The 14,698-nt window shown below is 60.2% G+C and carries 13 protein-coding genes and 3 pseudogenes; 6 read left to right on the forward strand and 10 right to left on the reverse strand.

Going from position 1 to position 14,698, the window contains the following annotated elements; genetic code table 11:
* Nucleotides 1-9 precede the first annotated feature (9 nt).
* Together ACZ9H4_RS29720 and ACZ9H4_RS29725 are read left to right on the forward strand one after the other, a co-directional pair.
* Nucleotides 10-534, forward strand: coding sequence for a hypothetical protein (locus tag ACZ9H4_RS29720; RefSeq protein WP_408138629.1), 525 nt, complete (start codon nt 10-12; stop codon nt 532-534).
* A 163-nt stretch (nt 535-697) separates the two neighbouring features.
* Nucleotides 698-1,636, forward strand: a complete 939-nt coding sequence (locus tag ACZ9H4_RS29725) for a hypothetical protein (protein ID WP_476122284.1) — start codon at nt 698-700, stop codon at nt 1,634-1,636.
* 65 nt (nt 1,637-1,701) lie between these two features.
* Here the strand turns inward: ACZ9H4_RS29725 and ACZ9H4_RS29730 are convergent, their stop codons facing one another.
* From ACZ9H4_RS29730 to ACZ9H4_RS29750, 5 genes are all read right to left on the reverse strand, one after another.
* Nucleotides 1,702-2,079, reverse strand: a complete 378-nt coding sequence (locus ACZ9H4_RS29730) for a response regulator transcription factor (protein WP_408323518.1) — start codon at nt 2,077-2,079, stop codon at nt 1,702-1,704.
* 96 nt (nt 2,080-2,175) lie between these two features.
* Entirely contained in the window at nt 2,176-2,799 is a 624-nt protein-coding gene (locus ACZ9H4_RS29735) for a response regulator transcription factor (protein WP_408323519.1), read from the reverse strand.
* Nucleotides 2,796-4,781 (reverse strand): sensor histidine kinase, encoded by a 1,986-nt coding sequence (locus ACZ9H4_RS29740; protein ID WP_476122287.1) that lies wholly within the window; start codon nt 4,779-4,781, stop codon nt 2,796-2,798. The genes ACZ9H4_RS29735 and ACZ9H4_RS29740 overlap by 4 nt, the downstream gene beginning before the upstream one ends.
* A 920-nt stretch (nt 4,782-5,701) precedes the next feature.
* Entirely contained in the window at nt 5,702-6,232 is a 531-nt protein-coding gene (locus ACZ9H4_RS29745; RefSeq protein WP_476122289.1) for a hypothetical protein, read from the reverse strand.
* Between the two features lie 3 nt (nt 6,233-6,235).
* Nucleotides 6,236-7,012 (reverse strand): DUF2092 domain-containing protein, encoded by a 777-nt coding sequence (locus ACZ9H4_RS29750; RefSeq protein ID WP_476122291.1) that lies wholly within the window; start codon nt 7,010-7,012, stop codon nt 6,236-6,238.
* A 414-nt stretch (nt 7,013-7,426) separates the two neighbouring features.
* Here ACZ9H4_RS29750 and ACZ9H4_RS29755 point away from each other — a divergent pair, with 414 nt between their 5' ends.
* Nucleotides 7,427-8,563 (forward strand): sulfatase-like hydrolase/transferase, encoded by a 1,137-nt coding sequence (locus ACZ9H4_RS29755; protein ID WP_476122293.1) that lies wholly within the window; start codon nt 7,427-7,429, stop codon nt 8,561-8,563.
* 606 nt (nt 8,564-9,169) lie between these two features.
* Here the strand turns inward: ACZ9H4_RS29755 and ACZ9H4_RS29760 are convergent.
* The 3 genes and pseudogenes from ACZ9H4_RS29760 to ACZ9H4_RS29770 all read right to left on the reverse strand — a co-directional run bounded on the left by ACZ9H4_RS29760 (nt 9,170) and on the right by ACZ9H4_RS29770 (nt 12,020).
* The gene (locus ACZ9H4_RS29760; protein WP_408150643.1) at nt 9,170-10,717 is read right to left on the reverse strand and encodes a mechanosensitive ion channel family protein; all 1,548 of its coding nucleotides are present in this window, start codon (nt 10,715-10,717) and stop codon (nt 9,170-9,172) included.
* A 379-nt stretch (nt 10,718-11,096) separates the two neighbouring features.
* A pseudogene (locus tag ACZ9H4_RS29765) lies at nt 11,097-11,372 on the reverse strand (integrase); the annotation flags it as partial.
* Between the two features lie 129 nt (nt 11,373-11,501).
* The gene (locus tag ACZ9H4_RS29770; RefSeq protein WP_476122316.1) at nt 11,502-12,020 is read right to left on the reverse strand and encodes a hypothetical protein; all 519 of its coding nucleotides are present in this window, start codon (nt 12,018-12,020) and stop codon (nt 11,502-11,504) included.
* On the opposite strand from ACZ9H4_RS29770, the gene ACZ9H4_RS29775 reads away from it, so the two are divergent.
* Nucleotides 11,967-12,284 (forward strand): aconitase family protein, encoded by a 318-nt coding sequence (locus ACZ9H4_RS29775; protein ID WP_476122312.1) that lies wholly within the window; start codon nt 11,967-11,969, stop codon nt 12,282-12,284. The two genes, ACZ9H4_RS29770 and ACZ9H4_RS29775, sit on opposite strands and share 54 nt — an antisense overlap.
* Here ACZ9H4_RS29775 and ACZ9H4_RS29780 read toward each other — a convergent pair.
* Nucleotides 12,249-12,377: pseudogene (locus ACZ9H4_RS29780) on the reverse strand (helix-turn-helix domain-containing protein); the annotation flags it as partial. The gene ACZ9H4_RS29775 and the pseudogene ACZ9H4_RS29780 sit on opposite strands and share 36 nt — an antisense overlap.
* Nucleotides 12,378-12,636: 259 nt before the next feature.
* Here ACZ9H4_RS29780 and ACZ9H4_RS29785 point away from each other — a divergent pair.
* Together ACZ9H4_RS29785 and ACZ9H4_RS29790 are read left to right on the forward strand one after the other, a co-directional pair.
* Nucleotides 12,637-13,020, forward strand: a pseudogene (locus ACZ9H4_RS29785) (IS6 family transposase); the annotation flags it as partial.
* Between the two features lie 504 nt (nt 13,021-13,524).
* Nucleotides 13,525-14,013, forward strand: a complete 489-nt coding sequence (locus ACZ9H4_RS29790) for an SRPBCC family protein (protein ID WP_408150647.1) — start codon at nt 13,525-13,527, stop codon at nt 14,011-14,013.
* Between the two features lie 401 nt (nt 14,014-14,414).
* Here the strand turns inward: ACZ9H4_RS29790 and ACZ9H4_RS29795 are convergent, their stop codons facing one another.
* Nucleotides 14,415-14,561 carry a hypothetical protein gene (locus ACZ9H4_RS29795; RefSeq protein ID WP_476122296.1) on the reverse strand — a complete coding sequence of 49 codons (147 nt, stop codon included), beginning with the start codon at nt 14,559-14,561 and terminating at the stop codon, nt 14,415-14,417.
* Nucleotides 14,562-14,698 lie beyond the last annotated feature (137 nt).

Here is a 14,698-nt window from a genome sequence, read left to right on the forward strand (position 1 = left end):
GGTGAGACCATGTGCGCGATCTGCAGCTTCAAGATTGATTTCGGTGTCGGCCACCCACTGGCCCTGAGCGTCGCGGTGGCGACCCGAAAGGCGATCGAGGCCGGACGGGTCGAACCAATCGATGCCGCGGAGGGTGCGCTCGCGTCCGCCCGCATGCGCATGTCCGCCGTTGACGCGCTGAATCTGCTGCAGGCGCGCATCGAGGGCGCGCTCAGCGAAGAGGGGCTGCTGGGCCTGCCCGATTTTTACGTGCTGCTCATCGAGAACGATACATGGGGCTTTTTCCACGCGACAACGAACGGCTTCGATCCTGAGATCGTTCCCGACATGCCTGACCTGGCGACAACGGATGAAGCGCGGCGCAGCAGCATTGTCATTGCGTCGGAGGCCGGGTTGCGTGCGTGGCTGGAAGGGCGTTTCGATAGCGAATATGCGCTACGTGAGTCGCTGTTCGTCGTCGACGCACCCCGCGTGCCCGCCGCCTCCATGGTGCAGATGCTTGCTGCTACCGACTTAGCCAGTATCGATCGTTAGTAACCTTAAACGCCGGACGCGACGTCCGCTCGATAGCATGAAGGTGCTAATGATGCCGGGAAACGATGGACGCGTTCATCGCCTCGGCGTGGGAATCGGAAAAATAGGCTTACGGCGTATCCGACAGCTGTGCAGGTTCGCTTGCACAGTGCAAGTCACTAGCGTGCTTCTGATCGCGAGCGGCCTGTGGCTCATGCCCGGTATGGCCGAAGCGCAAGCTGCGTCGGGGCCCGCATTTACCGGTCCGGATGTGCAACGGCGCGCTAACGCGGTGCTCGCCATGCTGTCCTTCACCGTCACACCGGATCTCTCCGCGAGTACGCTCGGCATCCGGGATGGATCGACGGGGAATCCTTCGCTGAATATGACGCAGTTCGGCGGCGGCTTCACGCTAAGCCCGAACTTTCCGCTTTATCTGGAGGGGGCATTGGGTGGTTCGCGCTACGATCCCACGTTTCTGGTGTCGGACGGTCAGGAGCAACGGGTACTGCCAACGCGGTGGACTAACGTCGCGGCAACGGGTGGCATTGGCTGGGATTTTCCGCTTAACGAAAGCAAGAATCTGGTCATCAGGCCGATCTTTAACTTCTCGCTCGGAGAGGTGTTGAGTGACGCAACGGCAGCTCAGTTCCTCATCAATCGCAAGACGGACAAGAACATCGATTTTATCCAGGGTGGTTCTCTCAGTGCTTACGGGCTCGGTGGGTCGCTCATGCTTGGCTGGTATCCACGCATGGAACCGTATGAGTTCGACCTTGAACTACGCTTCACGGACATTTATCTCCAGAGCTTTGGCTCGTCGAGCGGGGTTCGGGGTTCCGCCAATGCGGAGTCCACGAACCTGTATGCCCGCTGGCGCGCACCGACTGGTTTGCTGGTTTTGCACCGTCCACTGCGTTATGTCCTCGAACTTTCTCATTCGACGTACCTCGGCAGCCAGGCGAACATCCTCGGCTTCAATCAGCTAACGTCGTTGGGCACAGGCCTCGAGATCGATACAGGCGCCGTGACGAAGCTTTTTTCCCGCCTGCGAGTCGTTGCGCGCTACGCGTTCGGAAAGGACGTGACTGGCGTGTCACTTGGCCTCGCCCTCAGCTTCTGATCGACGCCGATGTGTCGGCATCGGACTATGCATCGAGGCGCGTTATCGCGGCATGTTCGTCATCGTTAAGGTCGCGTGTCTTGCAGCACGGACCGTGAAATCGCATCCAGGAGATCCTTGGCCACGAACGGCTTGGTCAACAGTTCGTGGCCGCCGGCGCTCATGACTGCGCTGCGCGTCGCGGGACTGTCGTGCGACGTGATGAACACGGCAGGCGGACGTGGAGAACTGAGTTGTTCGTAGCATCGCGGACCCGATACCCCGGGCAGTCGAACGTCCAGCACCAGACAGTACGGCACGCGCGTGTCGTTCGCGCCAAGTAATGCCTCAGCGCTGTCGTAAAGCAGGGTATCGAAGCCCGACACGCGTAGCAGGCGTTGCAAAGCGCGACGCATGCCGGCGTCGTCTTCGACGACCACGATCAACTGTCTGGTATCGTTCATTGCCGGCCACGTTTCGGTGCATCAATTGTCGTGCAGGCCGACGTTCAATGCTATCGGGGCTTGGGGCAACGGGTTGCCCTTCGGGGCAAGCATGGCTCAGTTCGGGGCTCGCGTCCGCATGATTGGCTCCGCCAGTCTCACGAGGTCGGCAAACGAACGAGCATGAAGCTTGCGCATCAGATCGGCCCGGCAGGACTTGATGGTGCGCTCACTCAATGCCAGTTCCGCTGCAATCTGCTTGTTAAGGCGGCCTGCAACAATGCCGCGCAGCACGACCTGCTCGCGCGCGTTCAGATCGACGGCGTCTGCGGCGTTCGCAGGCTCATCGGAATCAGGCGCGACGGCTACAGTCGCGAGGGCGGATTCGATAGCGGCGAACAGGGCCTGCGCATCGATCGGCTTGAGCAGGAAGTCGCTTGCGCCGGCCTTGATGGCCATGACCGTTTTGGGAATATCCCGGTGTGCGCTGATAAACACGATCGGCATCGGACTGCCAACTCTTTGCAGTGCGTGTTGCAAATCGAGTCCGCTCGGACCGGGGAGTTCCAGGTCCAGCAGCAGGCACCCGGGTGATGCGTCAGGCGCTGTCACGAGAAAATCCCCGGCGCTCGGGTAGCCTTTTACCGTGAATCCCGCGCGAGCCAGTAGCCGCATCAATGCGGTGCGTAGGGCAAGGTCATCGTCAACGACATGGATGACGGCATCAGCATGATCGCTCACGTGTGTCCTCCTTGTGTTGTAGGCCGGGCTTTCAAGGTGGCCTTTTCAGTGGGGTTATCAAACCCGGGTCGAGCCTCGCGAGCATGCGAGCTCGCATGCTCCGCGGCCGAAGGAAGCCAGACGGTGAACACGCTGCCGCCGCCATACCGGGACGCGGCCGAGACACGTCCCCCGTGCGTCATGACGATGGTGCGTACGATGGAGAGTCCGAGTCCCATCCCGTTGGGTTTGGTCGTATACAGCGAGTCGAACAGGCGCTCTCCGACACCGGCCGGAATGCCGTGCCCGCGATCGGCGACGGTCAGTTCGTAGCCTTGTCCCACCGCCCGCGTCGAGATAGACAATATGCGGTCCGCGGGGGGGGTGTCCTCCATCGCGTCCATGGCATTGATGGCCAGATTGAGCAAGACCTGCTGCAGTTGCACGCGGTCGCCCTGCACGCGAGAGTTTTCCGCGGCCGGATTCGACTCGATGACGATGCGTCGCCGCCGGGCTTCGAGGCCGAGCAACGCCAGCGCTTCTTCGAACGCCGAATTCAGGTCGAGCATGTCCATCTTGAGCGGGTGCTTTTGCAACAGTGCCCGCAGGCGCTGCACCACCTGATTCGCGCGCAACGCGTCACGGCGTATATCGCCGAGGATCGAGTGAAGCTCGTCGATATCGGGTTCGTTTTGAAGCATCATGCCAGCCGCGTCGGCGTTGCTGAGAATAGCGCCTAGCGGCTGTCCGACTTCATGAGCGATCGACGCGCTCAGTTCACCCGCCGAAGCGAACCGCGCCGCGCGAGCCAGTTCGTCCAGTCGCAGCGTTGCTTCATCTTCGGCAATCCGCCTGCGCCTGCGCTGCCAGAGCAGACCAGCAATGGTCAGCGCCTGGAGCAGCACGACGGCGAGGGCGATCAACACGATGTCCCTGTATTCCCGCCAGAGCGAAGGTGGCACGTCGATCAATTCACAGCCCTCGGGCAAAGCGTCCGCGCGCAGCCCCAATTTGTCGATCACCCCGACGTCCGCAACACAGCGGGAGGCGCTCGCAGCTACGGTGGCGCTTTGCGGTGGCACCTTGCCAAGCAGGATCGACGCGGCCAGTGCACCGGTCAACTGGCCGTTGGTCTCGAAGCCGGTCATCGATCCCGCCGCCAGCCCATGACCCATGTAGGTGGGGTACCAGCCGTAAATCGGCGCGTTGGAGGCCTTCGCCATCGGGGCAACGACCTCGTAGGGGAAAAAGGTTCGACCGGTACGATCGCGATACATCGTCGTGTAGAGCACGGCAGTATCGCGGTCGAGTGCAGCGAGGCGTTGCTGTAGTTCGGGCACCGTCAAGCCACTCCAGACATCGACGGCCCACTGGCGCGATTTGCGCGCACGCGCCGCATCCGCGCCACGCTGCGCGAACCGGAGATCCAGTGGCGCCACGCCTGATACCACCACGAGATGCCGCGCATTCGGCTGCAGCGTCTCGGCCAGCGCAAGCGTGCCGTCCAGATCGAAATGCACCGGTACGTAGGCGAATTCGGCGGGAATATCTTTTTGTCTTGCCGGCGCGACGCTGGAAATCACAACCGGTACGCCCGGCCAGATCTCGTCGTGATAGCGTTTGGTGAAATCCAGTGCGAAGTCCGCGAGCCCGATGACGACGTCGACCTGTTTCTGTTCGTACTTTCTCTTCATGAGCGCGAGAAAGCTGGGCATCAGTTCCGCATCGTCGAACCGGAGGTCGTCGAGCGAATCTGTGTAGAACTCCGCACCATCCGGAGCGGCAGAGGCTATCGAGTTGCGTATTGCCTGAATTTGCTGCTGGGCAGCCGGCTGCGTCGGGTCCGCGCCAGGCAGAATGACAACGTGCCAGACATGTTCCGCATAAACGCTCGTGGATAATCCAAGCATTACCAGAAACACGCAGCGTATGGCGTGAGTACGCGCGATCGCTCGCCGCGTGCGGGCAGCCAAGAGGATTCTCGAAGCGCGTTCCTTTTTCATGGTTTCTGAAAAGACTGGCGTCGCGAATACTATGCCAGAGCGCCTGATAATCCGAATAGCCTTTTGTAAGAAAAATTTCCGTGAAAACTACAATTTAATTGGGGCTAAATCAGCAGAGGATAATCTGGCTGTTTCCATTCGACCGAAATCTAAATCGCATAGGTGAATGCAGAATTCGCATGTCGCGTAGTTTCCATGCGGTGGCGTCATTGCACGGTCGCTCTCTTCGCAGGCGTAAAAAAATACCGCTGACGTGCTGCTAAATGAAAAATCGGTATTTTTTGAAATCAAGCAGTCGCTTATGTAGGAGTGGGGCGGAACAAAAAACATGATCTGGGGCTTGTGGCGGCCAACTGCCGCGCCAGTTCCGTGCGCACGCTATACCTGATAATCAGCGTGACGAGCCATATCTAGAACGCCTGCAAATGCGCCAGTCTATTTCATGATCAGATTGTGATTGGCGGCGGCGATATTCGGCGCTTCCTTCTAGTTGTCGTAAAGCCGCTCCAGCTAATGGACCACGAGCGCGACGTTCGCCTACACCAAGGTTATCCACGAGACGTTTTATACCGCAGCGTGTCAGGAACCGGGTTGATGGAGGGCAGCATGTCGGCGACATGCCCCGTTTTGCCGGGCACACGAGAGGCGATCAGCACTGATGCCGTGTCGAAAGCGAAATGCGGGTGCCTTTGACCATCAAGGTTCGAAGCAGGGCGACGACCTGAAGCATGAAAAAAAGAACAGCGTAGGCGCGAGCGCCTTCATGCATGCATGCGATGCTTGCCCGGCGACGCGCTCATGTTGCGATCTCTCCCGGTTCGCTCGCAGCGCTGGATGCGAAGCCGCGGAGCGCCCGGGTGCTCAGCCCGACGGCAAGCGCATCGCGGCTTCGAAGCTCAAATGCACGACCACGCGAGCCTTCAATATGGCGGGTTGACTACGACGTATTGCGCACCTTGCGGCTGGTACCAGGTATTGCCGCAACGCTGGTAGACCATGCCCCCGTAGTTGACGGGAGCGCAATTAGGCGGCACCGAATTCACCATCGACCCGACGATGGCGGAGGTGACGCCGACCGCCGCTGTGACCGCTGCCGCCGTTGCCACCGGATGGTAGTCGTCGTCCCAGCCGCCGTGGTGCTCCACGTTTGCGTTGACATTGACATTGCGGTTGACGTTGACGTTGTTCACGCTGGTATTGCGGACGTTGCGGGTGCGCGCATCCGCGTGGGTATTGTTCAATTGGGCGCCGCCGTGCGGTCCGCCAGCGTGCATGCCACCTCCGCCGGCGTGCATTCCGCCACCACCACCACCACCGCCGCGAGCGCCCCGTTCAACGTGTCCGCCGCCGCGCCCCGCCGCGCTGGCCGGCGCATTGACGCAAACGATGGCACACACCGCAACGAGGATCGGTAGGAGTACAGTTCGATTTCGCCTGAGTGTGGTCTTCATGGCCTACTCCTGTTTCGCGCCAACCGGAACGATTTCGATCTTCTTCGCGCCCTCCGGTGGCCGGAATGTGAACACGGAGTCCTTGAAGTTGGGCGAGGTCGTCCAGTCGAGGATCGAGACCGACTGCGGACGCGCGTCGTCGTCGCGCCTCGTGATCACGAGCTTGCGCGGCAATGGGTTCGCACCCGCCGTGATCCAGATCTGCCAGTCGGCATTTTTCTGGCGGAACGCATAGTGATCGGTAATATCGTGGCCGATATAGTCCTGCCCCGCGTACATCGCGGACTCGAACTGATCGGTGGGCGCGTCGGGCGTGCCCCAGACGAAGAGATCGGCGAGCGGGATCTCCACGCCGTAGCGGGCACGAATCTTCTCGACTAACGAATCGAGGTTGCCGTTGAAAGCCACGGAGGAGTAATACTTCTGCTGCGGCGAATAGAACGTCACCGTCTTACCGTCATAAAAGATCTCGCGCTCACTTCTCGCGCTGCTCATCGAAGCGCGCATCCGGTTGGGGCGGTCGACGTCGAGTTGCGCGGTCGCGGTGTGCTGAAGCTTCTGACCGTCTTCTAGAACGCGTTCGCCAGTTAGCTCGGTGGAAACGCGAAAACGCTTGAGGGACTGAAGATGCGCGCCCATCTTCTGAAGCGCCTGTACGGCAGCGGGGTCCACTGGATTCGCCGGCGTGCCCGTCTCGCTGGCCGGGGTGGTTTGCGCCTCGACGTGCGGCATGAAAATGGTCCCGGCCACGACGAGAACGGCTAAAACTCTTTTCTTCATTCTGCGCTCCCGATTCGTGAGAGACATGCCGCATAAACCTGAAGGAGTGGCGATAGCGCGCGCATCGCGACAATTTGCAATGCACATGTAGACGAATGTAGGGGGCATCCGCGCGAAAGGAAAGGGGGAATCCGATATTGCCCAAAAGGGAAATCGGGTTGCCCCAAACACCTATGGTGTTGAAAAGGCTTATGTGCAAAAAATTGGCAACGGCAAGCAGGTCCGCCCTTGTGCGAATTTGAACTGGCGCATCTATCGTTCACGTTACATCCCGAACGGGGGCGACGGAGCGAATCGTCATGACGGTGCCGCGCTTTACGATCTGATTGTTCATCAATTCGATCCACTTCAACGCGAGCTGAACCGAAGCGAATTGACCGACGTCAGGCATTGATCGATACCACGGGAAACACGATGAAACCTGAGACATGCTTTAAGGCGCTGGCGAGGCCTGTCAAACGCGCCCCTTTTGCGATGGTGGCCGCGGGGCTGCTGAGTGTTGCGATCAATGTGCAGGCACAGACAGATGCGCAGCAGCAGCCCACGCGCCCCAATATCGTGCTGATCGTGGGCGACGACGTCGGCTGGGGCGACCTCGGTGCGTATGGCGGCGGTGAAGGGCGCGGCATTCCAACGCCCAACCTCGACAGGATGGCCGACGAGGGCATGACGTTCTTCGACTTCTACGGCCAGCCGAGCTGCACGCCGGGCCGTGCCGCCCTTCAGACGGGCCGCAATCCGAATCGCAGCGGCATGACGACCGTTGCGTTCCAGGGCCAGGGGGGCGGCCTGCCGCACGCGGAATGGACGCTGGCGTCGGTCCTGAAGCTCGCGCATTACAACACCTACTTCACCGGTAAATGGCACCTTGGCGAGGCGGACTACGCCCTTCCCAATGCACAAGGCTACGACGACATGAAGTACGTCGGCCTGTATCACCTGAATGCATACACGTATTCCGATCCAAAGTGGTTTCCCGACATGGACCAGCAGACCCGCGACCTGTTCGTCAAGGTGACGACGGGCATGCTGTCCGGTAAAGCCGGCGAGAAGGCCCACGAAGACTTCAAGCTGAACGGGCAATACCAGAACGAGCCACAAAACCATATCGTTGGCATTCCGTTCGTGGATCGCTACATCGAGAAAGCCGCACTCGACGATATCGACGAAGCCGCGCAAAGCGGACAGCCGTTCTTCATCAACGTGAACTTCATGAAGGTCCACCAGCCGAACATGCCCGATCCGGACTACGTCGGCAAGTCGCTGTCGAAGTCGAAATATGCGGACTCGCTCGTCGAACTCGACGCACGCGTCGGTCACATCATGGACAAGCTACGCGAGAAGGGCCTCGACAAGAACACGCTGGTGTTCTTCACGACCGATAACGGCGCGTGGCAGGATGTTTATCCTGATGCGGGCTACACCCCGTTCCGCGGCACCAAGGGCACCGACCGCGAAGGCGGCTCGCGCGTGCCGGCGGTTGCGGCGCTGCGCGCGTCGGGAGGCGGGGCGGGTTCGGCGGTTGCGGGGGCGTGCGCGGGATCGGAATGATGCTGATGGTCGGCGGCGGCCGCCGCGGCTCCATCGAACAGGATGCGTTGTTCCAGAGCCAATGCCTGGCTGCGCGGTCGCAAATAGCGAGCAATATTCAACGGACTACTCGTATCGGCCATTGTTCGCCTCGCGTCGGGTTGCGCGTGTTAATCCGGTTAAAACGATTAAACCGGGAATCGAGGCGGTGTGAATCGGCCAGATATTCCGGTTTATATTGCCGAAACTGTTGCCCGTGGTATTAATTGCCGCATCACGGCGGAACCACGTGCGTGTCATCTTGAGCCAAACGTTTTGCACGAACCTGTCTGCAAAACTCGCTATAGCTTCATCCTCGCGACGTGAATGCCGGATAGATCATGATTAATGCCGACTACGTCACGGAATCCTTTATGCAGTCGGCTGGTGAAGCGCGTCCGGCACTTTGATGCGATAGCGAAAGACGATTAATCTGTCATTCACGTTATAGACGATCTTTCATATGGAATGCGAACGTGAAGTGCTTTAATACATCTTCGCAGAACTGATCATCCACGGCTGCGCCACTCCGAAAGCCGTGTCCCTGTTTTCCATTCCGCATTCGCTTTGACATCCGCTCCTCCCGTTTCACGTCGAGCTGAACGGCGGCGTCGACTTCGATATCGCCTGCGCGCTGCTCGATTCGCCCGGCGAGGCCGCCGGCGCCGCATACCAGCCGTCGCGCGGAACGACGACGTTGGTGGCGGGCTGGTTCATGAAGTGCGGCGACATGATCTGCACGTCGTATTCGTTGAACACGTCGACGATATGGCTGTGCAGCTCGCTCAGAATGACGGGGCGCAGGTTGGGGTTCGCCACGGCCACGTGCAGGTCGTACTCGATATAGAAGTCGGATAGCGCGCGCTGCAAAACGAACGGCGGCGGGGTGTCGAGCGTGTGTCGGGTGCGCGCCGCGGCAAGCGCCAGCATCACCTGCACCTGCCGCCACGGGGTGTCGTAGCCGATCGTCACCGAGGCCGTCAAGAAGGCGGCCGGCTTGCCCTCATGGTTCGAATAGTTGCAGACCACCGAGCCCACGACGACCGCGTTAGGAATCGTCACTTCCTCCTGGCGCACGTTCGTCAGCTTGACCGACAGCGTGTCCACGCTCACCACCGTGCCTGTCAGATCGCCGATCTTGACGAAGTCGCCCTTGTGGAACGCGCGGCTATAGGTGACGACGATGCCACTCATCAACTGGTTCACGATCCCGGCCGAGCCCAGCGAGACCATCAGACCGAGCAGCACGCTCAAGCCCTTGAAGACATCGCTTTGCGCGCCCGGCAGATACGGATACGCGAAGGTCAGCGCCAGCGCCCACACGACGATGCTGACGATGCGGCGCGTAGCGTCGGCGGTATCCGCATAGAGGCCTGGGATCGTCAGATTGCGCTGCTGCACCGCACGAAAGACATTGTCGAGCAGATTCTGCAGCGCACGCGTGAGCAGAAAAATGACGACCACCGTGATGATTCCGGGGATCGCGTTGACGACCGCGGAGGCAATGTCGTTGGCGAGCGCCCAGAGAAAGCCGCTTAGCCGCATGCCCATTGGTTCCGACGCAGGGAACCGCTCCAGCACGACGATCAGATAGAGGTAAATGAGCGCGGCGGCGAGAAAGAGCGACATCAGTTGCACGATCTGTCGCGCGAGGTGGAAGGCGGAGCCGGTCCAGTCGAAGCTCTTTGCCGTGCGCCGCAGGACATGGGCTTCGACCGCATACTGGATGCGCGCCTGGAGCCACGTTTGCATACGGCCGATCAGCCAGAGCGCCGCGACGAGAACGACCGTGGCCACCACCGAATACAGAATGCCGCGGACGATGTTCGGCCAGTGCAATTGCGCGCGGCGCGCGGCCAGCGCGGTATCGAGCCGGGCCTGCGTTTCGGCGGCGATGTCGTCGAGCGGGCGAGTGTCAGCAGGATCGACGTCGTCCTGCAGGAGCGCGAAGAGGATGTGATCGCCGCGCCGGAAGATGACGCCCCGTTGCTCGCCGAGCGAGCCGTGGACCGTTTGGGTCGGCAATTCGAGCGTGCGCTCCGAGAGTCCTTCGAGTACCGCCTGGGTGCGCCGCACACGCTGCGCCGGCGTGGCGCCGCTGAGACTCGCGCGGAACGTGGCAATGGGGCGGTCCATGAGCGTGAGCTCAGCGGTCGTCGTGTCCGTCGCGTTCGTTGCTGAAGGCGCGCTGGCTTGTGCTTGTGCGTCGGCGGCACCCAGCAAAATCGAAACCATAACAAGCATGGCGCCTACAATGCCCTGAAATGCCCGCACCATGAACTTGCGCAGGAAGGCTTGTACGGCCGGACATGCAAGGCCATGCCGTACCTCTCCTGAGGACCTACGCCACGCTGAAGCGCTTGCCGTCATTTGCCTGGGCCTCCTATGCTCAATACGGTCGAGCAAAAACACATGCAAGGCCGATAGCTTTCTCGTCCGAAACGGAGCTTAGTTGACCGGGTCGGTTGCTGTCACTAGGGGAAAGGGGAAAAGCACTTGCCCGGGAGGGCAATTCAATTTTGATGCCGGCGAATGGATGGGCCAGCACATAGCATTGCTCGATGAGCCAGCGGAACAGCGCAGGCAGCACCGACAGGGAGTAGGCCGCCGAGCGCGGCGACAGGCCGTGTGCGAACGGGCGCCATCCGGCAGAGCGGCGCGAGCAGGGTTGTCCGGTCCAGCGCCCGCGAGGTGCCGGTCGCCGCAGGAAGGCACGGTAGCCAACGGCGTCATCGGCCGTAAGCGATGACAGCGGCGGCTGCCGTTCAACGATGGCCCACGGGAGGGTTCTGGTGCAAATAGAAAAGCAGGTTGAGAAGTTGTCTATAGGAAGGATAACTTGTCGAATGGAACGGACCGCATTCCATACAGCGACGCAGTGGCCTCCTTGAGGCCGAGCTCCGCGAGATCGAACTGGCTCTCATTGCGGGTCATCAGTTCGTTTTGCTCCGACAACGCTAACCGATTCACCGACCCTATTTGCAACAGAGCCCAGATGTTGAGGGTTCGATGAACAGGCCATGTCCCCTCCGCGAACAGCAAGGCAGCGCAGACCGGCCCCGCTGTTCCTCATTTGACGGAAAGAAACCCGATCGGGTAATCCACTTCTCGCTTTGGCCGAGCCATGAAGTTTCATCGCGTCGTCGAGACCGCCGACATTGATGATTATCGTCATCGCGATTGGCGATGGTGCCTTTCCAAAAGACCACGAACGAACCGGCGTGCCTGATGCATGATGCTTCCACACCAGAATCAATTGCGAAACCGCATGGCCGTGTTTACCACGGTCGATAAATTGACGGAGTGAGACGAAGCAATGCAATTCGACCAAGCCATGAGTGGTCCGCAAACCCTTTACGACAAGATCTGGGACGCTCACCGGGTCATGACGCGTGACGATGGACAGGACCTGCTGTTCATAGACCGGCATTTCATTCACGACGTCACTGCACAATCGTTCGACATGTCGCGTGAGCGTGGACTCAAACCGCGCTCACCCGAGCGTATCTTCGGCACGGCCGACCACTACGTTTCCAGCACCGCGAACGATCTGGCGTCCGTGGCAGATCCCGAGCGGCGAGGCATGATCACGGCTTTGCAACGTGATGCCGCTCAGTCGCGCATCACGCTGTTCGACATGGATGACTCGCGGCGTGGAATCGTCCATGTCCTCAAGATGAGATATGCGCTTGCTGAGCGCTGAAGGCGCGATGTTTTCGGCTTCTGCCACGCGGGCAATACTGCCGTGCTCGCAGACGGCAACGAACAGTTTCAGCGACTGGAAATCGAAACGCATTGAGTCTCCGGATGCGCGGTATTCTCGCCGCACCGTACTTTCTCGTGGCGGAAAGGGAGTATGCACGGGGGCGGACGCGAGTGCAAAAATTTAAGCCGCTCGCTCGATACGCGCCGCTATACCGCTAGTGTATTTTTACATGGGCTGAGCGTGATGGGCGACCGGACATACGTCCGCCAGCATCAAATGGAAAGTCATACCCTTAACGGTATTGTCAACTTGCGGTCAGCGTGGCGTGGATGCGCCGATAATGTTGGCCATGAAACCAGCGATCCAACAGAACCCACCTGTCGCCGACAAACCGCTGTCCTATGCGGGCTATCGCTTCCCACCCGACGTGATCAGCTACGCGGTGTGGCTGTACTACCGTTTCCCGCTGAGTCTGCGCATGGTCGAGGAACTGCTGGCCGCGCGCGGGATTGAACTCACGTATGAGACCGTGCGGCGCTGGTCGGTGAAGTTCGGGCGGGGCATTGCCCGGCGTATCCGGTCCACCGCCTTAGCGCGAGGCGACAAGTGGCACCTCGACGAAGTGGTCGTCGCGATCAACGGGAAGAAGCATTGGTTGTAGCGTGCGGTGGACCGGCATGGCGCGGTGCTTGACGTGCGGGTGCAAAGCCGGCGCGACCGACAGCAGGAGCGCTCCTCGCGCAGAAGACCGCGCTGCAGATCGCAGCCAAAACGCAGATCGTAGCGCGCCTGACGGTCGAGGAGCCTATAAAAACGGCCCTTGCCAGCACGGGGATTCGAATGACGGTAACGGGATAGGAAGATGCCGCAGGTGCTGAGACCATGCTCGGCTCGACGGGGCAAGATGCTGCCGCGCCGTGACAGACGCAGCGGAGGGGATGCGGCGAGCAGTCTCTCTTGGAATCGACGCGGCATAGTTGCGAGCGCTGATGACAGGCGCAGACGGGCCGAGCAACCGCCACTCGTGGCCGTCAGACTGAAGGGCAGTTGTGGGGCGAGATGGTTAAAAAGCTCCCCGCCGTCGGTTCTCGTGTACGGACGGGCCGACTCTGTCCTGCGTTTTCTTGCAGACAGTTCGACGAGATATCGAGAAGTGAAAAGGCGGTGCTGTTTCACCTATGCAAGTGCAGTGAGCATCTGACAAAATCTCAAGGAAAATAGTAAGAACGGAGGCAACTTGCGGACGGTCGAATACCGCTTTTCCACTATCTGGCGCATCGATGCGCCAGTGCAGGAAGTCTGGGCGGCAATCAAGGATTCGGCGCGCTGGCCCGAGTGGTGGAATAACGTCGAGCGCGTCGACCAGCTAGAAGCAGGTTCAGACGAGGGCGTGGGGGTCGTACAACGCTATACGTGGAAAGGCTGGTTGCCCTATCGCCTTGTATTCGACATGCGGGTGACGCGCGTCGACCCGTTGGTCGCGCTCGAGGGGCAAGCGAGTGGCGACGTCGAAGGGGCCGGCCGGTGGAGCTTTACGACCGTCGGACGCAACCTTACCGTTGTCCGCTATGACTGGTGCGTGCATACGAACCGCGCATGGATGAATGTATTGGCGCCGTTGCTGCGACCGGTTTTCCAGTGGAACCACAATGCGGTGATGCGCGAAGGCGGCGCGGCGCTAGCGCGGCGGCTGGACGCGCGTCTGCTTGGCGTCGAGCACGGATGAAGTCTGCGCGGCAATGGATTGAACTCGCTGTAGCGTCTACCCACCTTCGATCGTACCTCCTTGCATCGACGCAGGATGCGCTACTGCCGTTGACCCCAGGCGGCGTCGGATGCGATGTGCCATCGGTGGCAGTTTGGCGATCCAGTCCCCGCAAGCGCCCTTTGTTCCATCGCCCGGGCGACCCGCGCCATCCTGGCCTGGTATGCGCGAATCAGTATTCGTAAATCGTCAAGGAGCGGCCGCAGGCGCGTTGATTGGCTTCTGACCGGCTGCTTTTTGTTGAGCGTTCTGCAGATTCTGTGGATAGTTTGTTTGATCGCCTGCCGGGTTATAGCCGTTCTTTGCGAGTGTGCTCAGCTCAGCGTTCTTTTTTGCGCGATGCGCTTTGCGATCGGCCTTTTTTACGCCTTCAATTCCTGCTTTGACATAGCGTCATCGCTAGCGCCGGTGTCGATTGTCGCCGCATGAGCCGGCGAAAACGAAAGGGAGAGGAGACCCAGAGCCATGCCTGCTGAAACAGCAAAGGCGCGCAGTTGTGTGACCTTCATACGTATCTCCGTACGCGAAATCGGCTGGCTATGTGGTCAGGAATATTTTCAGGCGTTACGACCATCACGGACGAAGACTGGGATACGGCCGACGCCGGTAGAAGCTTGTGATAATGCATGATGTGCTGGCAAGCCGA

This window comes from Paraburkholderia sp. TE9906, from assembly GCF_056279605.1.

Bases quoted from the DNA above. Each gene is read 5' to 3' on its own strand.
- ACZ9H4_RS29720 (WP_408138629.1), top strand. From the start codon at position 10: ATGTGCGCGATCTGCAGCTTCAAGATTGATTTCGGTGTCGGCCACCCA.
- ACZ9H4_RS29730 (WP_408323518.1), bottom strand. From the start codon at position 2,079: ATGAACGATACCAGACAGTTGATCGTGGTCGTCGAAGACGACGCCGGC.
- ACZ9H4_RS29740 (WP_476122287.1), bottom strand. From the start codon at position 4,781: ATGAAAAAGGAACGCGCTTCGAGAATCCTCTTGGCTGCCCGCACGCGG.
- ACZ9H4_RS29745 (WP_476122289.1), bottom strand. From the start codon at position 6,232: ATGAAGACCACACTCAGGCGAAATCGAACTGTACTCCTACCGATCCTC.
- ACZ9H4_RS29750 (WP_476122291.1), bottom strand. From the start codon at position 7,012: ATGAAGAAAAGAGTTTTAGCCGTTCTCGTCGTGGCCGGGACCATTTTC.
- ACZ9H4_RS29755 (WP_476122293.1), top strand. From the start codon at position 7,427: ATGAAACCTGAGACATGCTTTAAGGCGCTGGCGAGGCCTGTCAAACGC.
- ACZ9H4_RS29760 (WP_408150643.1), bottom strand. From the start codon at position 10,717: ATGGACCGCCCCATTGCCACGTTCCGCGCGAGTCTCAGCGGCGCCACG.
- ACZ9H4_RS29775 (WP_476122312.1), top strand. From the start codon at position 11,967: ATGACGCGTGACGATGGACAGGACCTGCTGTTCATAGACCGGCATTTC.
- ACZ9H4_RS29795 (WP_476122296.1), bottom strand. From the start codon at position 14,561: ATGAAGGTCACACAACTGCGCGCCTTTGCTGTTTCAGCAGGCATGGCT.